Annotated in this window: 19 protein-coding genes; 9 read left to right on the top strand and 10 right to left on the bottom strand. The window is 61.8% G+C overall.

Going from position 1 to position 18,743, the window contains the following annotated elements; all coding sequences use genetic code 11:
- Positions 1–35: 35 nt before the first annotated feature.
- Positions 36–1,001, bottom strand: a complete 966-nt coding sequence (locus PHAMO_RS01960; RefSeq protein WP_040566055.1) for an ABC transporter ATP-binding protein — start codon at positions 999–1,001, stop codon at positions 36–38.
- A gap of 64 nt (positions 1,002–1,065) precedes the next feature.
- Between PHAMO_RS01960 and PHAMO_RS01955 the strand changes: the two genes are divergently transcribed.
- Together PHAMO_RS01955 and polA are read left to right on the top strand one after the other, a co-directional pair.
- A complete protein-coding gene (locus PHAMO_RS01955; RefSeq protein WP_002725877.1) occupies positions 1,066–1,266 on the top strand; it encodes a zinc-finger domain-containing protein in 201 nt (66 codons plus the stop codon).
- 5 nt (positions 1,267–1,271) lie between these two features.
- Complete coding sequence (polA, locus tag PHAMO_RS01950; RefSeq protein WP_040566054.1) at positions 1,272–4,073, top strand: DNA polymerase I; 2,802 nt, start codon at positions 1,272–1,274, stop codon at positions 4,071–4,073.
- Between the two features lie 65 nt (positions 4,074–4,138).
- Here the strand turns inward: polA and PHAMO_RS18255 are convergent, their stop codons facing one another.
- Positions 4,139–4,579, bottom strand: a complete 441-nt coding sequence (locus tag PHAMO_RS18255; protein WP_002725874.1) for a hypothetical protein — start codon at positions 4,577–4,579, stop codon at positions 4,139–4,141.
- 203 nt (positions 4,580–4,782) lie between these two features.
- Between PHAMO_RS18255 and PHAMO_RS01940 the strand changes: the two genes are divergently transcribed.
- From PHAMO_RS01940 to PHAMO_RS01930, 3 genes are read left to right on the top strand one after another with little or no spacing between them, the layout of a single operon-like run.
- Positions 4,783–5,016, top strand: coding sequence for a FeoA family protein (locus PHAMO_RS01940; RefSeq protein WP_002725872.1), 234 nt, complete (start codon positions 4,783–4,785; stop codon positions 5,014–5,016).
- A complete protein-coding gene (gene feoB / locus PHAMO_RS01935) occupies positions 5,013–7,340 on the top strand; it encodes a Fe(2+) transporter permease subunit FeoB (protein WP_002725870.1) in 2,328 nt (775 codons plus the stop codon). The genes PHAMO_RS01940 and feoB overlap by 4 nt, the downstream gene beginning before the upstream one ends.
- 12 nt (positions 7,341–7,352) lie before the next feature.
- Positions 7,353–7,604: a FeoC-like transcriptional regulator gene (locus tag PHAMO_RS01930; protein ID WP_002725868.1), complete on the top strand. Its 252-nt coding sequence runs from the start codon at positions 7,353–7,355 to the stop codon at positions 7,602–7,604.
- Between the two features lie 28 nt (positions 7,605–7,632).
- Here the strand turns inward: PHAMO_RS01930 and PHAMO_RS01925 are convergent, their stop codons facing one another.
- From PHAMO_RS01925 to PHAMO_RS01910, 4 genes are all read right to left on the bottom strand, one after another.
- Entirely contained in the window at positions 7,633–8,496 is an 864-nt protein-coding gene (locus PHAMO_RS01925; RefSeq protein WP_002725866.1) for a transglutaminase family protein, read from the bottom strand.
- Between the two features lie 58 nt (positions 8,497–8,554).
- A complete protein-coding gene (locus PHAMO_RS01920; RefSeq protein WP_155801487.1) occupies positions 8,555–8,767 on the bottom strand; it encodes a hypothetical protein in 213 nt (70 codons plus the stop codon).
- Between the two features lie 45 nt (positions 8,768–8,812).
- Positions 8,813–9,187, bottom strand: a complete 375-nt coding sequence (locus PHAMO_RS18250; RefSeq protein WP_002725862.1) for an MbcA/ParS/Xre antitoxin family protein — start codon at positions 9,185–9,187, stop codon at positions 8,813–8,815.
- A gap of 144 nt (positions 9,188–9,331) precedes the next feature.
- The gene (locus PHAMO_RS01910) at positions 9,332–9,913 is read right to left on the bottom strand and encodes a UbiX family flavin prenyltransferase (RefSeq protein ID WP_002725859.1); all 582 of its coding nucleotides are present in this window, start codon (positions 9,911–9,913) and stop codon (positions 9,332–9,334) included.
- 148 nt (positions 9,914–10,061) lie between these two features.
- Between PHAMO_RS01910 and PHAMO_RS18815 the strand changes: the two genes are divergently transcribed.
- The 4 genes from PHAMO_RS18815 (at position 10,062) to PHAMO_RS01895 (ending at position 14,796) form a co-directional block, all read left to right on the top strand.
- A complete protein-coding gene (locus PHAMO_RS18815; RefSeq protein ID WP_002725858.1) occupies positions 10,062–10,235 on the top strand; it encodes a YdcH family protein in 174 nt (57 codons plus the stop codon).
- 281 nt (positions 10,236–10,516) lie between these two features.
- Positions 10,517–12,433, top strand: a complete 1,917-nt coding sequence (locus PHAMO_RS01905; RefSeq protein WP_002725856.1) for a propionyl-CoA synthetase — start codon at positions 10,517–10,519, stop codon at positions 12,431–12,433.
- A gap of 81 nt (positions 12,434–12,514) precedes the next feature.
- The gene (locus tag PHAMO_RS01900) at positions 12,515–13,300 is read left to right on the top strand and encodes a phenylacetyl CoA (protein ID WP_155801483.1); all 786 of its coding nucleotides are present in this window, start codon (positions 12,515–12,517) and stop codon (positions 13,298–13,300) included.
- Between the two features lie 176 nt (positions 13,301–13,476).
- Positions 13,477–14,796, top strand: coding sequence for a phenylacetate--CoA ligase family protein (locus PHAMO_RS01895; protein ID WP_002725852.1), 1,320 nt, complete (start codon positions 13,477–13,479; stop codon positions 14,794–14,796).
- 100 nt (positions 14,797–14,896) lie between these two features.
- On the opposite strand, the gene PHAMO_RS01890 is transcribed toward PHAMO_RS01895, so the two are convergent.
- From PHAMO_RS01890 to PHAMO_RS01875, 4 genes are read right to left on the bottom strand one after another with little or no spacing between them, the layout of a single operon-like run.
- On the bottom strand, positions 14,897–16,150 hold the full coding sequence (locus PHAMO_RS01890; protein WP_002725850.1) for a BaiN/RdsA family NAD(P)/FAD-dependent oxidoreductase: 1,254 nt from the start codon (positions 16,148–16,150) through the stop codon (positions 14,897–14,899).
- Positions 16,151–16,191: 41 nt separating this feature from the next.
- Positions 16,192–17,064, bottom strand: coding sequence for a 4Fe-4S binding protein (locus tag PHAMO_RS01885; protein ID WP_002725848.1), 873 nt, complete (start codon positions 17,062–17,064; stop codon positions 16,192–16,194).
- Positions 17,065–17,066: 2 nt separating this feature from the next.
- A complete protein-coding gene (locus PHAMO_RS01880; RefSeq protein WP_002725847.1) occupies positions 17,067–18,230 on the bottom strand; it encodes a trans-sulfuration enzyme family protein in 1,164 nt (387 codons plus the stop codon).
- Positions 18,223–18,735, bottom strand: coding sequence for an OsmC family protein (locus PHAMO_RS01875; RefSeq protein ID WP_002725845.1), 513 nt, complete (start codon positions 18,733–18,735; stop codon positions 18,223–18,225). The genes PHAMO_RS01880 and PHAMO_RS01875 overlap by 8 nt, the downstream gene beginning before the upstream one ends.
- Positions 18,736–18,743 lie beyond the last annotated feature (8 nt).

Below are 18,743 nucleotides of genomic sequence, written 5' to 3'. Positions count from 1 at the left end.
AGTGCGTGGTTACCCGAGTCTTTCTGTTTCCGCCGTCAGGTCAGCCTCGACGAAGTCAGTTGCAGGAAGATATCTTCGAGGTCGGTTTCCTCGGTTGACAGGTCCGCGATTTTCAATCCGGCGGCGGCGATGGCGTCAAGAATGCGTCCGACTGGAACCGCTGAGGGGCGGTAGCGAATCACGATCTTGCGTCCGGGGCGCAATTCCGGGGCGAACGGTGTCAGTTCGGGCGGAACTGCATCAATGTCGCGGTCGAGCGTGATCAGCAACGCCTTGCCGTCGATCCGTTTCAGCAGGTTGGCGGTGGTGTCGAGCGCCGCCAGCCGTCCCTGATTGATGATCGCGATGCGGTCGCACAATTGCTCGGCTTCTTCGAGGTAATGAGTGGTAAGCAGGATCGTGGTACCCCGCTCGTTCATCCCACGCACCGCTTCCCATAGATGTTGGCGCAGTTCGATATCCACGCCGGCGGTGGGTTCGTCCAGAACCAGGATCGGTGGATTGTGGACCATCGCCTTGGCCACCAACAGGCGGCGGCGCATCCCGCCCGACAAGGTGCGGGCATAGGAATCCGCCTTGTCGGCCAATCCAACAATATCCAGAATCTCCATCGTCCGCCGTTCGGACTTTGGCACGCCGTACATTCCGGCCTGGACGTCGAGCAATTCACGCGGGGTGAAGAAGGCGTCGAGGTTCAGTTCCTGTGGCACCACGCCGATCGCGGCCTTGGCCCCGCGCGGATCGCGGTCGATGTCGCGATCCCATACCCGTACCGTTCCCGCGCTTTTCAGCACCAGACCGGCCAGGATGTTGATGAAGGTGCTCTTGCCCGCGCCGTTGGGGCCAAGCAGTCCGAAGAACGAACCGCGCGGCACCGACAGGGAGATGCTGTCTAGAGCCCGTTTGCCGTCGCGATAGACCTTGACCAACCCCTCGGCGGCCAAAGCAGCGTCGGGCAGGGCGGGGGCAGGTGCGGCAGAGTGAGAGTTTGTTTGAACCATGGCCGTCAATGGGTATCATCCGGGCTAGGTTCCTGTCCACCGACCGATATCGGGGTCTCCTGCCATGCTTGCCCGTGAATCCACCTCGTTGACCGAGGCCGTGACCGTTTCCTCCACTCCTGTCGCCTGTGACGGCGATGTCTCCTCTGGCCTGGGCCATCCCCGCGTCTTCCTCGACATTCCCGAAGGCGGCAGCGCGGTCTGCCCCTATTGCTCGCGGGAATTCATCCTGGCCGCTGGCGCTTCGCACGGCCGGGGGCATTGAGCACAGTGAGCGAACCCTCTGCCGACAGTCTTCGCCATGTCGTTCTGATCGACGGCTCCGGCTTCATCTTCCGCGCCTTCCATGGCCTGCCGCCGATGACGCGCGGCGACGGAACGCCGGTCAATGCCGTTTACGGCTTCACCACGATGCTGTTGAAGTTGCTGAACGATAGCCGTGCCGATCACATCGCGGTGATTTTCGATAGTTCCCGCAAGACGTTCCGCACTGATCTTTATCCGGGGTACAAAGCGCAGCGTCCGCCGCCGCCCGAGGAATTGGTGCCGCAATTCCCGTTGGTGCGTGAGGCGGTGCGGGCGTTCGATGTCGCTTGCATCGAGATGGAAGGATTCGAGGCAGACGATCTAATCGCCGCTTATGCCTGTGCCGCGACGGCCGAGGGCGCGCAAGTGACGATCGTGTCGTCTGATAAGGATCTGATGCAGCTTGTCGGCGAGCATGTTTCGATGTTCGATCCGATGAAGAATCGGACCATCGGCGTAGCCGAAGTCTTCGAGAAATTCGGGGTCGCGCCGGATCGGGTGGTCGATGTTCAGGCGCTGTGCGGCGATGCCGCCGACAATGTGCCCGGCGTTCCGGGGATTGGTGTCAAGACAGCCGCTCAACTTATTGAAGAGTATGGCGATCTCGAGTCCTTGCTGACTCGTGCCGCCGAGATCAAGCAGCCCAAGCGCCGCCAGACTCTGCTCGACAATGCTGCGATGGCGCGCTTGTCGCGCGATCTGGTGCGGCTGCGTGACGACATGGATTTGCCCGAGCCGCTGGCGGCGCTGGCGGTTCGGCCGTTGGTGCCCGAGCGTCTTGCCGCCTTCCTGGCCGAGCAGGGGTTCCGGTCCCTGATCAACCGTCTCAATCTCAAGGCTCCGCCGCGCGCGGCTGTGGCTGCGGCTGCGGTGACGGAAGCGCCGGTCGCCGCTCCGGCGGGGGGATTGAGTCGCGATGGCTATGAACTGGTCCTTAGCCTGGACGCCCTTGACCGCTGGATCGCCGAGGCGATTGAGGCCGGGATCGTCGGTTTCGACACCGAGACGGATTCACTCGATTCGATGCGCGCCCGTCTGGTTGGCGTGTCGCTGGCGGTTGCGCCGGGGCGGGCCTGCTATATCCCGGTGATCCACACGGCTCCCGCAGCGCAGGGCAGCCTCGATTTCGGCGACAGCGCGGACAACGGCAACAGTGGGCCGAAGCCGATTCCGGTCGAGCAGACTTTGGAGCGGCTGACCCCCTTGCTGTCCGACCCGTCGGTTCTCAAGGTCGGCCATAACATCAAATACGACATGCAGGTGTTTGCCAGTCTTGGTGTTTCCGTCACTCCGATCGACGACACCATGCTGTTGTCTTATGTCCTGGACGGGGCCAGTCACGGCCATGGGCTGGACGAACTGGCGCGATTGCATCTCGGTCACACCAATATCAGCTTCTCCGAAGTGTGCGGAACCGGGAGGTCTCAGATTACCTTCGACCGGGTTCCCCTTGAAAAAGCACGGGATTATGCCGCCGAGGATGCCGACGTCACGTTACGCCTCCACCAGTTTCTGAAGCCGCGTCTGCTTGCTGAGAAAATGGTTGAGGTCTACGAGACGCTGGAACGGCCGCTGGTTCCGGTGATCGTCGCGATGGAGCGGGCTGGCCTCCAGGTCGATCGTCCTTTCCTGCAATCGTTGTCAGAAGATTTCGGCCGTCGTCTCGCCGCTCTCGAAGCGGAGGTGATCGCTCTGAACGGTGGCGAGCCCTTCAATCTTGGCTCGCCCCAGCAATTGGGCAAGGTGCTGTTTGAGACCCTGAATCTGCCCGGTGGCAAGAAGACCAAGAGCGGCCAATGGGCGACGGGTGCCGACATTCTGGAAGATTTGGCTCCGTTGCATCCGCTTCCGGCGCGCCTGCTCGACTGGCGTCAGCTTGCCAAGTTGAAGAGCACGTATACAGATGCCCTGGTCGCTCAGATCAATCCGGCGACGGGGCGGGTTCATACCAGCTTCTCCCTGGCGGCGACCACCACCGGCCGGTTGTCCTCGTCCGATCCTAACCTCCAGAACATCCCGATTCGAACCGAGGAGGGGCGCAAGATCCGCCGCGCCTTTATCGCCAAGCCGGGCTTTTGCCTGATTTCGGCCGATTATTCCCAGATCGAACTGCGGCTGGTCGCCCATGTCGCCGGGATCGAGGGGCTGCGCACCGCCTTTGCCGAGGGTCGCGATATCCACGCCATCACCGCGTCGCAGGTGTTCGGGGTGCCGCTGGAGGAGGTCGATTCCTCTCTGCGTCGCCGTGCCAAGGCGATCAATTTCGGCATCATCTATGGGATCAGTCCATTCGGTCTGGCGGCGCAATTGAGCATCCCCCAGGGCGAGGCCAAGGCTTATATCGATGCTTATTTCGGCCGTTATCCTGAAATCCGCGCCTTCATGGAGCAGACCAAGGAAGAGGCGCGTGCCTTTGGTTTTGTTCGCACCCCGTTCGGCCGCAAGGTCTTTACGCCTGGGATCAAGGACAAGAACGCCGCCGTTCGCGCTTTTGCCGAACGTGCCGCAATCAATGGGCCGATTCAGGGGGGAGCCGCCGATATCATCAAACGGGCGATGATCCGGCTTCCCGCCGCGCTGGCCGAGGCTGGGTTGGCGGCGCAGCTGTTGCTCCAGGTTCATGACGAACTGGTTCTCGAAGCGCCCGAAGCCGAGGCCGAGGCTACCATCGCCATCGTTCGGCGGGTGATGGAAGGAGCCGCTACCCTGTCGGTGCCGCTGCTGGTCGAGGCCGCCGCCGCCGCCAGTTGGGACGAGGCCCACTGACGCGCCTCTCTCTATATTCTACCCCAGCCGGAGCCACGGGCTTCTGGCTGGGGTAGGGGGGCTGTTTATCTTACCCGGTAATGACCGTGACAGCCGGAGCAGGCGGCAGTGATGTCGCTGATCGCCCAGACGACGTTGCGCATGCTGGCGTAGTCGCGGGTCTGATCGGCTTTTCTTGCCGCGACCGCAAAGCGAGTTGCTGCGGCACGCAGGGCATCTTTGGCTTCTATCATCGCTGGTGGGAACCAGTCGGTGATTGCCTCCTCTCCCTCTATATTGCTAAACCGCAGTCGTTGGTCTGCGATGAGCGCGGCTTCGGTGAACCGCTCGGACGCGATGTGGGATACCACCGTGTCAAGGGCAACCAGATGATCCTGCATGTTCATCAGCATGCTTTCCCGGATCTCCGGCGGCATCGTCACCAGCTCGCGCGGGTCGTCGGCCCACGCCGCGAGCGGCATCGCTGTCAGCGCCATGGCGGCAAGTCCAATTGCTTTCGCGCGCATAGATCCCCCCTTCTGTTCTGACTCGTCTCCATCATCGCTCGGTCGGCATCGACTGTCGATATCGGGAAATATTTGCGAGTGCGGCGCACCCGCAACCAGCTTGACCCTGCCAAATTTGCGGAATACCCTTCGCGGCATATTGAGTGTGACTTGCAACATCATTTGCATTTTGGCGCCCGCCGCCGACCATGGGAGTTCGTAAGATGGACATCAGCGTCCAGGATCTGAAACCGGGCGATGCCGCTCGGATCACCGGCTTTGCGAAGGGTGATCGTGATTACCGCCAGCGTCTTCTGGCGATGGGGCTGACCCCTGGTGTGGCGTTTCAGGTGACTCGGGTTGCACCGCTTGGGGATCCTGTCGAAATTTCCGTGCGGGACTTCACCCTGACCCTGCGTCGAAATGAGGCGGCAATTCTTAAGGTCGAGAGGGTATGAGCATGGATCACATGATCGCCATCGCCGGTAATCCCAATTGCGGCAAGACCACCTTGTTCAATGCCCTGACTGGTTCGACCCAGAAAGTCGGTAACTGGCCGGGCGTGACGGTTGAGAAAAAGGTGGGATCGTATCGTTTCGACGGTGTCAGCTATACGCTGGTCGATCTTCCCGGTGTCTATATGGTCGGCGGCGTGACCCAGGGGTCAGAGGATGAGCGGGTTGCCCGCGATTACATTCTTTCCGGCGAACCCGAACTGGTCGTCAATATCGTCGATGGCTGCAATCTCGAACGGAACCTTTATCTGACCGCCCAGTTGCTGGAGATGCGGGTGCCGGTCGTGGTTGCGGTCAATATGATGGATATCGCCGAGCGTTACGGCATCACAATCGATCTGGCGGAACTGTCCCGTATGCTGGATTGCCCGGTGGTGCCGCTGATCGCCAGCCGCCAGAAAGGACTTGCCGATCTGAAGGGGACGATTGCACGGGCGATTGAGCGCAAGCGGATTCCCGATGCCCGTCCGACACAGGGGGCGGCCGTGGCGCAGGCGGTGGCCGAATTGGCGAAAGCGCTGACCGAGGCCGCCGCTGCACGCAACGTCGATCCCTCTTGGGCGGCACTGAAGTTGATCGAAGGCGATGCCTTCGCCGAATCCTTGGCGGCGGGCAAGTTTGACGGCGAGGTGATCGGCCATCGTACCGCGATTGAGGACGCTTGCGGTGACGAAGCGGACATTATCATCGCCGATGGACGATTCTCGTTCGTTGCGGAGGTCATGGCGGCGGCGGTCAAACGCAAGCGGCGGATGTCGAAGACTCTGTCGGCACGGATCGATCAGGTGGTGCTGAACCGCTATCTCGGCGTTCCGGTATTCCTGTTCGCAATGTATCTGATGTTCCTGTTCACCATTAATGTCGGTGGCGCTTTCATCGATTTCTTCGATCAGTCGTTTGGCGCGATCCTGGTCGATGAAGTGTCCGAGGGGTTGGCGGCGTTTGGTACACCCGATCTGGTGATTGCTCTCGCCAAGGGGCTGGGCAGCGGCATCCAGACGGTGGCGACTTTTGTTCCGGTCATCGCCTGCCTGTTCCTGTTCCTGTCGTTCCTGGAAGATTCGGGCTACATGGCCCGCGCCGCCTTCGTCATGGACCGGGCGATGCGCTCGATCGGTCTGCCTGGGAAGTCGTTCGTGCCGCTGATCGTCGGGTTCGGTTGCAACGTGCCGGCGATCATGGCGACTCGTACATTGGAAAGTCGGCGCGACCGTATCCTGACGATCATGATGGCGCCGTTCATGTCATGCGGTGCCCGCTTGCCGGTCTTCGCTCTGTTCGCCGCAGCGTTCTTTCCCGAGAGTGGGCAGAACGTTGTGTTCGGTCTGTATCTTCTCGGCCTGGGATTCGCGGTGATGACCGGCCTGCTGTTGAAAACCACACTCCTTCCGGGTGAGCCGACCCGCTTTGTAATGGAACTACCGCCCTATCACATGCCCACCCTGCGCGGGGTTGTGACCCAGGCGTGGCAGCGCCTGCGCGAATTCATCTTCCGCGCTGGCCGGATCATCGTGCCGATGGTGATGATTCTCAGCTTCTTCAACACGATGGGAACCGACGGCAGCTTCGGTAAGGAAAACACTCGCGATTCTGTTCTGGCATCGGCCAGTCAGGTGATTACCCCGATCTTCCATCCGATTGGTCTGAACGATGAGAATTGGCCGGCTGCGGTGGGCCTGTTCACTGGTATTTTCGCCAAGGAGGCGATTGTCGGCACGCTGAACGCGCTATATTCGCAAATCGACGGTGCGGCAGAGGCTCCCGTATCCACCGCTCCGGCCCCCACTTTGGCTGAGAAGCTTGAGGGCGCGGTGATGACCATTCCGCACAAGCTGGCCAAGATCGCGGATTCCCTGGCTGATCCTCTGGGGCTCAACATCTCCTATGTCGGTGATTCCGAGGCCGCCGCCACGGAACTGAAGGTGACGGGCAGCGTGTTCGGGGCGATGGTTTCCCGCTTCGACGGCGTGGCCGGAGCCTTTGCCTACATGCTGCTGATCCTGCTCTATACTCCCTGCGTTGCCGCCGCCGGGGCGATCCGTCACGAAGCCGGTGGGGCCTGGACTGCCTTTGCCGCGGTTTGGACAACGTCGCTGGGCTATGTCTCTGCGGTTGCGTTCTATCAGGCGGCGACCTTTTCCCGCGATCCGGTTACCGCCTCCGGCTGGCTGGCCGCCTGCGGGGTGATAATCGCAACCGGAATCTCCCTGATGTGGCTGGTCGGACGGCGGCACGTCCGTCGCCTGACCATGGCTCCGGCCGAATAAGGAGAGAGTCTCATGCTGACCATGAGGTCTGTGCGCGACTACCTGACCGAGAGCGGGCAGGTGTCGCTGGGCGATATTGCGCTTCACTTCGAATCGTCACCCGAAGCGGCCCGGCAGGTTCTCGATCAATGGGTGGCCAAGGGAAAGGTGCGGCGGACAGAGCCGAGCGGCGGATGCGCCAAGGCCGGCGCATCGTGCTGCTGCGCTTCAAAGCCGCAGGAGGTCTATGAATGGACCGGGGATGGGAACCCGCTCCGGTCCTGACCATCCGTTGCGATGTCCGTGTTGCCGCTCAGGTGGTGACACGGACATCGACACTCATCCCGATAAAGGCGTCGGGAGAGCCTTGATAACTGCCCACCACCGGCGCGACCTGCGAGATTTCACGCGCCACCGCGACCGGGATCAGGTTATGCCCGCCGACGCCGCGATTGGTTGGGTCAAAGGTAATCCAGCCCGCGCCGGGGACATAGACTTCTGCCCAGGCGTGAGTCGATCCGGTTCCAGACGATCCGACCAGGCAGCCATCCGGGTCAAACAGATAGCCCGAGACGATTCGCGCCCCGAATCCCAAACAGCGCGCCGCTTCGACGAACAGGACGGCAAAATCGCGGCAAGCCCCGCTGCCGAGTTCCAGGGTTTGCACCGGCGTTTGCGTGCCTTCGTCATCGCGGCTGCGATAGGTGACCCAGGCGGAAACGCCCGAGCAGAGATCCTTTAACAATGAGAGCGTATCGGTCGGTTTGCTGTGGATAAATCCCCGCGCCCAGGTCGCTACCCGTCCACTTGGATCGGAGGATTGCATCGTCGCCAATGCGCCAAGATCGATCCAATCCTGGTCTGTGTAGAGAAAGGGATAGGAAATTGCCTGGGCTGCGATGGCGAAGATCGGAAAGGGAACCGCGTGTAGTTCGATCTTCAGACGGGATTCAATGCACAGAGAGGCGACGGGGGTGTGAAAATTTGCCATCGCCACGGCATTGCCGAACACATCCTCGGCCCACGTTATCGACGCTTCCGGCGTGGCGGACAGGTCGATCGAGAGCAGGCGCAAATCGTAGCTTTCTCGCGGCCTGAGCATCAGCCGATGCGGCCCGAGGACGACCGGATAGCGGTAGCGATAGGTGGTGCGGTGGTGAATCTGCAAAGACAGCATCGATTTCCCCCGCGCGCGCTGTCGGAATTACAGCGCGCAACACCGAATTTAAGAGAGGTTATTTACGGGCTTTGGCGGAAGGACCGATATGGTTGAGGGCTGCGTCCTTGAAGCCCTGACTCCAGCGCTCTCTTTCGTCCTGCGCCAGATGGGGATTCAACCGTTCGCCTGCCACTTCGATCTCGCCAGGATCGTCGGCGGTGCAGTTTCCGCCAGCCCGCCAACCGCTAGCATAGATGCGGCTGAGTTGAAACGGGGTGCTTTTGGTCATGACGTTCCCCCCACGCAGAACCGATTTCAAGGAAAAGTCCAGATGTCAGATCGGATTTGACGTATCCACGCCCGACCGTAATTTAAGGTAATCGTCAACGGCGATCAGATCGGCAAGGTCGCCCGATGCCATACGTGCCAGCGGCGTCCGATTGCCGAACAGGGGGATGGGCTGGTGCAGCCACGTCGTGCCTGCCTCGGGGGTGCTCTGCAATTTCTTGAAAATCGAGGCAATTGTGCCCAGGCGCTTGATGACATCCAAGGTGATGCCGCCCAATTCTCCCGCCCGCCAATCGCTTAATTGGGTGCCGAAGGGATAGCCAAGAATGCCGCGCAGTTCGGTTTCTGACAGCCGCCAGTGATCGAGAATCCGAAAGATGCTTGCTACGCCTTGGGCCAATTGTTCTTTTGTCTCGAACATTGAACCAATTCGCTCCGAATTGCAGGCACGCTCCCGATTGAGCGTGCACGACCTTTTTCTATATGGGGGTGCTCCGGCGAGAATTCATCGCCGGAGCGAAAAAACTCCTCGGCACTTGGGTAAACGGTGTGTGGTTCGGGCGCATCACTCTCCGTTCGGTTCGCCCCAACGGCGCAGTGTGCCGCAATCCAGCCCGAACAGGTCGAGCGCCCGTCCGGCGGTATGTTCGACCAGATCGTCCAGGCTTTGCGGTCGGGCGTAGAATCCCGGCACTGGCGGAGCGATGACCGCCCCCATTTCAGTCAGGTTCAGCATCGTTCGCAGATGACCGGCATGCAGCGGTGTCTCGCGTACCATCAGGACCAGACGTCGGCGTTCCTTCAACGTGACGTCGGCGGCGCGCGTCAGTAGCGAGGTGGTGACGCCGCTGGCGATCTCGCTCATCGTTCGGATCGAACAGGGGGCGACGATCATTCCCAAGGTGCGGAACGAACCCGAGGCCGGTGGGGCGGCGATGTTATCAACGGGATGGGCATAGGTCGCCAACGCCCGGACCTGATCGGCCGTCAGCTCGCTTTCGTAGCCAAGGGTGATCTCTGCGGCGCGGCTCATCACAAGATGGGATTCTACTCCTATCCGTCGCAGCATTTCGAGGATTCGAATTCCATATATGGTGCCGGACGCGCCACTTAATCCCACGATCAGTCGGGGAGGGGGGAGGGTCAAGGCTGACAATCCTGCATGGGTGGGGTCTTTCCTGTGGCTTGGTGAATAAGATTAGCCCGCATGAGCGATTAGGGCAATTTCCCTGCTGACAACCGCCTTGCGTGGAGCATAAGCTTTCCCGGTTACCCATCGTGAAGGGAGGGCTTTGATGAGCGTTCTAAACCGTATCGAGTCCCTGAAGGCTAAGCATGCCGCGCTTGAATCCGCGATCGAGTTGGAAGTCAGGCGCCCTATTCCCGACAATGCTCATCTTCACGACCTGAAACGCAGGAAACTTCTCATCAAGGATGAGATGACCCGTATCGACTCCCTGATTCACTAAACGGAGGGGCTGGACCGCCCGCATCAACCGGCTCGGCCGGATCGGGCAGGCGGTCCGCTTTTCCATGCCCACCCTAAGGGGTTGGGTTGGCCGATGGGCTTGTCTCTCGGCTATTGAGGTCGGAGCGGCGTATCTTCGCGGATTTTTGCCCTCCAAACCCGACTTTTGCAAAACCGCCCGGTTTGCGGCATCTTACCCACTCGCCCAGAGGGGGAAGGCGTCTCCATGACCGAGGAAAAAAGACGCCGACTGGTAGAAAACAGAGAGGAACACGTCCGATTATGACTAATCCGTATCAACAGGCCTTTGAAACGTCGCTGAAGGATCCCGTGGCTTTTTGGGGTGAGGCGGCGCAGGGCATTCACTGGGACAAGCCCTGGGACAAGGTTCTCGACGACACCCATGCGCCGTTCTATCGCTGGTTCGTCGGAGCGGAGACCAACACCTGTTACAATGCCGTTGATCGCCATGTCGCCGACGGACGCGGGGACCAGGCGGCGATCATCTATGACAGCCCGGTCAGCGGGACCAAGCGCATCATCACCTATACGGAATTGCAGGATCAGGTGTCGCGACTGGCGGGCGGCCTAGCCGGGCTGGGCGTGACCAAGGGCGACCGGGTACTGCTCTATATGCCGATGATCCCCGAGGCGGTGATCGGCATGCTGGCGGCGGCGCGTCTGGGCGCGATTCATACGGTGGTGTTCGGTGGGTTCGCTCCCAGCGAATTGGCGACCCGGATCAACGACGCCGCGCCCAAAGTCATCCTGTCCGCTTCGTGCGGGATCGAAGGCAGCCGGGTTCTGCCCTACAAGCCGATGCTGGATCAGGCGATCGACCTGTCTGCGCACAAGCCGGGCCATACCGTGATCTATCAGCGCCCGCAGGCTGTGGCCGACATGAAAGCCGGGGTCGATCTCGACTGGACCGAACTGACCGCCGCGTCAGAGCCGCATGCCTGCGTGACGGTGAAGGCGACCGATCCGCTTTATATCCTTTATACCTCGGGCACCACGGGTCAGCCCAAGGGCGTCGTCCGCGACAATGGCGGCCACATGGTGGCGCTGAAATGGACGATGAGCGCGATCTACGACATCAAGCCGGGCGAAGTGTTCTGGGCCGCCTCGGATGTTGGTTGGGTCGTCGGCCATTCCTACATCTGCTATGCTCCGCTGCTGCACGGTGCCACCACCGTGGTGTACGAAGGCAAGCCGGTCGGGACTCCAGACGCCGGTGCGTTCTGGCGGATGATCGCCGAGTACAAGGTGTCGGCCTTGTTTACCGCACCAACGGCTTTCCGCGCCATCAAGCGCGAAGATCCCGACGCGAAGCTGTTGCAGCAGTATGACCTGTCCTCGCTGCGTACTCTGTTTCTTGCCGGTGAACGCTCTGACCCCGATACGATCAACTGGGCCTCGTCCAATCTGAAGGTGCCTGTGATCGACCATTGGTGGCAGACCGAAACAGGTTGGGCGATTGCCGCCAATTGCATGGGGCTGCATCAGTTCCCGGTCAAGCCGGGTTCGCCGACCAAGCCGGTGCCGGGCTGGGGCCTGGAAGTGCTGGACGAGAGCCACCAGCCGTGCGAACCGGGCAAGGTCGGTTCGTTGGTGGTGCGGTTGCCGTTGCCTCCGGGTGCGCTGGTCACCCTGTGGAACGCCGATCAGCGTTGCCACGACAGCTATTACTCCGAATTCCCCGGTTACTATAAGACCGCCGACGCCGGTTATATCGACGAAGACGGCTATGCCTATGTCATGGCCCGCACTGACGACATCATCAACGTCGCCGGTCACCGCCTGTCAACCGGCGCGATGGAAGAGGTGCTGGCCAGCCATCCAGATGTCGCCGAATGCGCCGTGATCGGTGTCGCCGACCAGTTGAAGGGGCAATTGCCGCTTGGGTTCGTCTGCCTTAAGGCGGGTGTCTCCAAGAGCCACGAGCAGGTCATCAAGGAAGTCGTCCAATTGGTGCGTGAGCGTATCGGGCCGGTCGCCGCTTTCAAGACCTGCACCGTGGTTGCCCGTCTGCCCAAGACCCGCTCGGGTAAAATTCTGCGTGGAACGATGCAGAAGATCGCCGACAACCAGGACTTCAAGATGCCGGCGACGATTGACGATCCGGCGATCCTTGACGAGATCGAAGAATCCCTGGAAAGCGTCGGCTATGCCAAGGCGCGCAAAGAAGCGGGCCAGTAAGTCCGACGTGTTTGGCATTGAACCGGGGGCGTGCGCGCCCCCGGTTTTTTATGGCGGGACGACGACAGGAAAGACACGGAAATGACTGAGCCGAGGGATGCCACGATGCCGGGTCCGGTACAGACCGATACGATCGCGGCGGCTGGATTGGTGCTGTCCGGGTCGGGAGCCGGGTTGCTCACCGTTCTGTCGCTGGGCGGCTACGCTGGTCTGGAGGTCGGGGCCGGGGGAGTGATTCCCGGTCTGATGCTGGTCGGGGGCGGCTTGCTGGCACTGTGGTTGCGGCCGGCTCTGTCCGGCGCTGACGGGGCGTGGCGTTGGGTCGCCGCCGTGGCGGGGGGCGCGCTGTTTCCATTAAGCGGTGCCGTACTGGGCTGGCCCGATCTCGTTCGCCTTTTGTGGCTGCCGTCGGTGGTGCTGCTCTACGCCCAGGGCCGCCAAATCGAGTCCGTTCGTGCGGTTCCGGCCTGGTCCGCGCCGTTGCATCTGCCGCTGCTATTGACCAGTGCATTCGCCGAGGGAAGTGGCCTGTTGCTGCTTCTGGCGCCGCTGATCCTATCCGAGGCGACTCCTGACTGGACGGCCGGGTTGTTGATCGCCCTGGTGGCGGCGCGGTTGCTGGTGTGGATGGCCTATCGCCGTCGTTTGACTGGAGAGTCCGCTCCGGTGGCGACGGCTTCAGTGCTGCTGGCTTTTTCGACTCCCTTCGCCCTGGGCGGCAATGTCGTTCCTCTGGTCTTGACGATGGTTGCGGGTGTGGTGCCCGCTTTGGCCTCGTCGGCGCTGGCGGCGGCTGGTTTGGCCGTGGTGATCGGGGGGTGGGCGCTCCGGCTGGTTATCCTGATGCGTGCAACATACACCCATTAGATGCTGCATTGGTTCCGTCGTCGGTTCTCTTCGGCGGGGAGGCGAGCAGGGGTGACTGAAATTATACTGTGGTGTAAGATTCGAGCTTGTTTTTGCAGCCGAATCGAGGGATGTCTTCCCCTTCGGACCGGGTGGCGTCAGGTGCCTCCGGCATTAGTCGCTAGGGAGAGTCGGGAATGTCGGCAGTCGGTGCCGCGCCGTTCTATTTTGCGCCGGAAATCGAGCGTCTTGACCGCTCGGCCCTGCGTCGATTGCAGCTTGAACGGCTGAAGGAAACGCTTGGCCGCGCGTATACCTGCGTTCCCCATCATCGTCAGGCGTTCGACCGTGCCGGAGTACGGCCCGAGGATCTGACCTCGTTGGAGGACATCACCCGCTTTCCGTTCACCGTCAAAACCGACCTGCGCGACAATTATCCTTTTGGACTATTCGCGGTCCCGCGCGAGCAGGTTGTGCGGTTGCATGCCAGTTCCGGCACTACCGGCCGTCCGACCGTTGTCGGCTATACCGCCGATGATCTGGAGACCTGGGCCGGTCTGATTGCTCGTTCGCTGGCCTGTGCCGGAGGGCGGCCCGGCGACGTGATGCATAATGCCCTGGGGTATGGTCTGTTCACCGGCGGTTTGGGCTTCCATTACGGGGCCGAGCGGCTGGGCTGCACCGTTGTCCCGATGTCGGGCGGTCAAACCGAAAAGCAGATCCGGCTGATCTGCGATTTCGGCGCGACAATCCTGAACGCAACTCCGTCTTATGCCCTCAATCTGGTTGAAACCGCCGAACGGATGGGGGTCGATCTGGCGTCGGGCTCGTTGCGGATTGGCGTATTCGGTGCCGAACCGTGGTCCGAGACGATGCGAGGCGAGCTTGACCGTCGGCTTGGCATTCGTTCAATCGACTCTTATGGCCTGTCCGAGGTGATGGGGCCGGGTGTGGCGATGGAGTGCAGCCAGCGCAACGGCATGCACGGGTGGGAAGATCATTTTCTGTTCGAGGTGATCAATCCCGAAACGCTGGAGCCGGTGCCGATGGGGCAACCCGGTGAACTGGTTATCACGACCCTGACCAAACAAGCGTTGCCAATGGTGCGCTACCGCACCCGCGACATCTCGATGATTACCGAGGAACCCTGTTCTTGCGGTCGTACTCATTTGCGGATTTTGCGGGTCACCGGCCGCAATGACGACATGTTGATTATCCGTGGTGTTAATGTCTACCCTAGTCAGATCGAGTCGATTTTGCTCGGTTTGCCGGGGATTGCGCCACATTACCAGTTGATTCTGTCCCGCCAGGGCTGGCTTGACCACCTGACCGTCGAGGTCGAAACCGATTCTCCGTCAAGCGAAGAGGATCGTGCTCGTCTCGCTAATCAGGTTCGCCATCACATCAAATCGACGATCGGCGTGTCGTGTGAGGCTTTGGTTCGTCTGCCTGGGCAATTGCCCCGCTCGGAAGGCAAGGCGGTGCGGGTACGGGATCTGCGCAAGGAAGGGGCGTAGCTTTCGGCGGGTTCGGGGGGACCTCGCCGTGCACGCGCCCCGGCCCCCATCTCCGGGCGGCTTTTGCCGTCCGGGGATGGGTCAGTTTTTAGTCTCCATTTTATTTCGCTTCTTTTCTTAGGGCATGCAGCCAATCGGCGGCTCCCAATCCAGCGACGCGGCCGCTGGCGAAACAGCCGGTGAGCAGATAGCCCCCGGTCGGCGCTTCCCAATCCAGCATTTCTCCGGCGACGAACTGTCCAGGCAGGCGGCGCAGCATCAGATGCTCATCCACCTCGTCGAAGCTCAGTCCTCCCGCCGTCGAGATCGCTTCGGCCAGGGGGCGCGGACGTAATAACCGCAGGGTGCCTCCCTTGATCGCGGCAGCCAGGGCGACGGGATCGCCGAGGCTGGTGGATGGAAGGATTTCGCGCAGCACCATCACCGCGTTGGCGTCAAGCGGAAGGGCTTTGCGCAGAAAAGTCGAGAATGAGCGCGATCCGCGTGGCCTTCGCAACGCCGCTTCGATCCGCTCGCGGCTCCAATCCGGCATCAAGTCGAGGGTCGGAAGGGCGATCCCGTCACGCTCGATCGCATCGCGCAACGGCGCGGCAAGAGCGTAGACCAGTCCGCCCTCGATCCCGGTCGCAGTCAGGGTCAGCTCGCCGCGTCGGACTACGCCGTCAAAGCTCAGTTCAACCGTGGACAGCCGGGTTCCGGCGCAGCGTTCGGCGAAGGTCGGACTCCAATCGAGATCGAAGCCACAATTGGCCGGGCGCAGTGTCGCGACAGTGAGGCCACGTTCGGTCAATCGCCCGACCCAGGCCCCGTCCGAGCCGAGTTGCGGCCATGACGCGCCACCCAGCGCCAGCACAACCGCCGATGCTCGAACCTTGATCACCCCCGCAGGCGTTGAGAAGGCAAGCGCGCCGGTTTCGTCCCAGCCTTGCCAACGATGACGGACATGAAGGGCGATTCCCGATGCTTTCAACCGGCGCAGCCATGCCCGCAGCAACGGAGCCGCCTTCATCCCGGCGGGAAATACCCGGCCGGAACTGCCGACGAAGGTTTCGATCCCCAATTCTTCGGCCCAGGCGCGCAGCTCTGCCGGACCGAATGCCGCCAGCAGCGGGCCGAAGCGGTCGGCCTGCGCGCCATAGCGTTCGACGAAGCGTTCCATCGGCTCGGTGTGGGTGAGGTTCAGCCCTCCCTTGCCCGCCAGCAGGAACTTGCGACCCGGTGACGGCATCGCATCGTATAGCGCAACCGAGAAGCCTTGCGCGGCCAGTGTTTCGGCAGCCATCAAACCGGCTGGCCCGCCGCCGATCACCACCGCGTCGGCGGGCTCCGCTTTCGTTTCCAACCGTTCCCCCATCGTCCGCCAAGCAACGAACGACCTTAACCGTTTTGGCGGAATCAGGACAGCCGATTGCCCTTCGAACCGTGGCGGCGCAGATGGACCAGCCGTTTGTAGCGCGGATCGTCTGGGTTCTTCTCCAGGGCGGCGGGTTCGTCGAGATAGCGCTTCGGACTGAGGCATTCGAAGAATTTGCGGTCGGCTCCCTCGGGGCACACCTTGGCGCAGATACCGCACGGCCAGTGCCCCTCATCGCGCAGCAGGATATGGTGGCGGGTGCATTCATCCTTGTCGAGATCGCCCAGGATCATATCGGGCCGGGCCTTAATCGCGCCGGTCGGACAAGCTTTCTCGCAGATCCGGCACTTGGTGCACAATTCCTCGGGCTGCATCGGGTCGGGGGGCAGTTCGGCCGAAGTGATGATCGAGTTGAGACGGACACGGGGGCCGTAATCCGGCACCATCAGATTCCGCGACATCCCCACCGTGCCCAGACCGGCATATTTGGCGGCGTAGGTGTGGCTGAACGATCCGAACGGGTTGTCGAGCAGCGCTTCAAGGCTGGCATAGCCGTCGCGCGGCATGCACAGGGTCGGGTGGCCGGTCCGGTTGAGCCAGTTGGCGATGCGGAAACTGATCTCGTCCAGCAGGCGGTTCGAGGTGTCGTACATTTCCTGATAATTGATCGACGGCGTTGATTCGATGATCGGAAGTACCATCGGAACTCCGATCACCACTACCGATTGGGCCTTGGCGTAGATCGCTTCGGGGCGATAATCGGGCGGAACCTCGCCGATTTCGGCCCAGCGCCCGACCGGGGCGAAGCCGACCAGATCGGCTCCCAGGGCGATTGCCTCGGCCCGGATCGAGTCCTTCAGTGCCTGAGCCTCGGATATCGGAGCGATCTTCTGTTTCTTTGCGGCGGCCGACATATCTACTCTCCTTGCGCCGCAGAAGCGGCCGTCAGCGCGACATCGAAATCGGTCCATAAATCCTCGACCGATTCGATGCCGACCGACAGACGCAACAGATCGTCGGGAACAGGCGATGTCGGGCCTTCGATGCTGGCGCGATGCTCGATCAGGCTTTCGACCCCGCCCAGCGAGGTTGCCCTTCGCCACAGATGAACATTGGCGGCGGTCGCAATCGCTGCCTCGCGTCCCCCCCTGATCCGCACCGACAGCATTGCGCCGAAGCCGCCCTCCATCTGTCGGCGCGCCAGATCGTGGCCGGGAAAGCCGGGGAGACCGGGATAAAGCACCTCAAGCACGCCGGGATGGACCGCCAGCCGTTCGGCCAGGGTCAGCGCCGAGGCCGATTGCCAGCGGACGCGGGGATAGAGCGTGCGCAAGCCGCGTTGCAGAAGCCATGCCTCGAACGGCCCGAGAATGCCGCCGCCCTGGACCTGAACGGCTTTGATCCGCGCCCAGAATTCGTCTTGGCGGGCAGTGGTCAGGGTTCCGGCCACGACGTCGGAATGACCATTCAGATATTTGGTGGCCGAATGCATCACGATGTCGGCCCCCAGCGACAGCGGACGGGTCAGAACCGGGGTGGCAACGGTGGAATCGACAGCAAGCCTGGCTCCGACACGACGGGCGAGGTCGGCCAGGGCGGCGATATCGCTCACCGACCAGAGCGGATTAGCCGGGCTTTCGACCCAGAGGAGCCGGGTCTTTCCCGGACGCAGCGCCGCTTTGACCGCATTGAGGTCGCTGGTATCGACCAGTTCGATCTCAAGACCCCAGCGCGTGGCGAATCCACTCAGCCATGACCGCAAGGCCCAATACATCACCTGAGGGGCCAGGACGTGATCGCCCGGCTCCAGCGCCTGGAACACCGCTGTCGCTGCCGCCATCCCCGAGGCGAACAACAGGGTCTGCGTGCCGCCTTCCAATGCGGTCAGGGTCGCGGCGGCGGATTCGTCGGTGGGGTTATCGCCTCTCGAATAACAGTGACCGCGCGAATAGCGAAGATCGGCATCGCGTTCGTAGGTGGTCGAGGGGTGGATCGGAGGGATGATCGCTCCGGTCCGGGCGTCGATTGCACCCATTGCATGGGCGGCGAGGGTTTCCGGTCGCAGGAAGGATTCACTCATGATGATCGCTCTTCAATGACAAGATCGGCGGATGGGCCAAGGTCTGGAACACGACGCAATAACGCTCGGTCAGCCGGATCAACTGATCGATCCGCTCGGGCGGCTCGGTCGTGTCGAGCGAAAAGCCGATGCGGATTGCGGCAAAACCGACTGGGGCATCCTTCGCCACGCCCAGGGTGCCACGGAAATCGAGATCGCCCTCGACGGTGATGCTGCCGCTTTTCAGTTCAAAGCCAATCGCTGTAGCGACCGCTTTCAACGTGACACCGGCACAGGCGGCCAGTGCATCCAGCAGCATATTGCCGGAACAGGCGAAGGCACCGGTGCCGCCGGTGGCCGGATGGAGTCCGGCGGCGACCAGGGTACGCCCGGTTTCAACGCGGCAGACAACATCGTCGGCGTCGAGATCGCCCCGCGACGACAGGGTGACCAGGGCAGAGCCGGGGGTGGTCTTATAGGCTTCCTTCAACGGAGCCTGAAGGGTGCGAAGATCTTCGGCGTTCATTCTTTCTC

Origin of the sequence: Magnetospirillum molischianum DSM 120 (assembly GCF_000294655.1) — a bacterium.
GTDB classification, from domain to species: Bacteria; Pseudomonadota; Alphaproteobacteria; order Rhodospirillales; family Magnetospirillaceae; genus Phaeospirillum; species Phaeospirillum molischianum.
Note: the sequence above shows the minus strand (reverse complement) of the source record. Positions and strands in the feature narration are given on the sequence as shown.

Bases quoted from the DNA above. Each gene is read 5' to 3' on its own strand.
- PHAMO_RS01960 (WP_040566055.1), bottom strand. From the start codon at position 1,001: ATGGTTCAAACAAACTCTCACTCTGCCGCACCTGCCCCCGCCCTGCCC.
- PHAMO_RS01955 (WP_002725877.1), top strand. From the start codon at position 1,066: ATGCTTGCCCGTGAATCCACCTCGTTGACCGAGGCCGTGACCGTTTCC.
- PHAMO_RS18255 (WP_002725874.1), bottom strand. From the start codon at position 4,579: ATGCGCGCGAAAGCAATTGGACTTGCCGCCATGGCGCTGACAGCGATG.
- PHAMO_RS01940 (WP_002725872.1), top strand. From the start codon at position 4,783: ATGGACATCAGCGTCCAGGATCTGAAACCGGGCGATGCCGCTCGGATC.
- feoB (WP_002725870.1), top strand. From the start codon at position 5,013: ATGAGCATGGATCACATGATCGCCATCGCCGGTAATCCCAATTGCGGC.
- PHAMO_RS01930 (WP_002725868.1), top strand. From the start codon at position 7,353: ATGCTGACCATGAGGTCTGTGCGCGACTACCTGACCGAGAGCGGGCAG.
- PHAMO_RS01925 (WP_002725866.1), bottom strand. From the start codon at position 8,496: ATGCTGTCTTTGCAGATTCACCACCGCACCACCTATCGCTACCGCTAT.
- PHAMO_RS01920 (WP_155801487.1), bottom strand. From the start codon at position 8,767: ATGACCAAAAGCACCCCGTTTCAACTCAGCCGCATCTATGCTAGCGGT.
- PHAMO_RS18250 (WP_002725862.1), bottom strand. From the start codon at position 9,187: ATGTTCGAGACAAAAGAACAATTGGCCCAAGGCGTAGCAAGCATCTTT.
- PHAMO_RS18815 (WP_002725858.1), top strand. From the start codon at position 10,062: ATGAGCGTTCTAAACCGTATCGAGTCCCTGAAGGCTAAGCATGCCGCG.
- PHAMO_RS01905 (WP_002725856.1), top strand. From the start codon at position 10,517: ATGACTAATCCGTATCAACAGGCCTTTGAAACGTCGCTGAAGGATCCC.
- PHAMO_RS01900 (WP_155801483.1), top strand. From the start codon at position 12,515: ATGACTGAGCCGAGGGATGCCACGATGCCGGGTCCGGTACAGACCGAT.
- PHAMO_RS01895 (WP_002725852.1), top strand. From the start codon at position 13,477: ATGTCGGCAGTCGGTGCCGCGCCGTTCTATTTTGCGCCGGAAATCGAG.
- PHAMO_RS01890 (WP_002725850.1), bottom strand. From the start codon at position 16,150: ATGGGGGAACGGTTGGAAACGAAAGCGGAGCCCGCCGACGCGGTGGTG.
- PHAMO_RS01885 (WP_002725848.1), bottom strand. From the start codon at position 17,064: ATGTCGGCCGCCGCAAAGAAACAGAAGATCGCTCCGATATCCGAGGCT.
- PHAMO_RS01880 (WP_002725847.1), bottom strand. From the start codon at position 18,230: ATGAGTGAATCCTTCCTGCGACCGGAAACCCTCGCCGCCCATGCAATG.
- PHAMO_RS01875 (WP_002725845.1), bottom strand. From the start codon at position 18,735: ATGAACGCCGAAGATCTTCGCACCCTTCAGGCTCCGTTGAAGGAAGCC.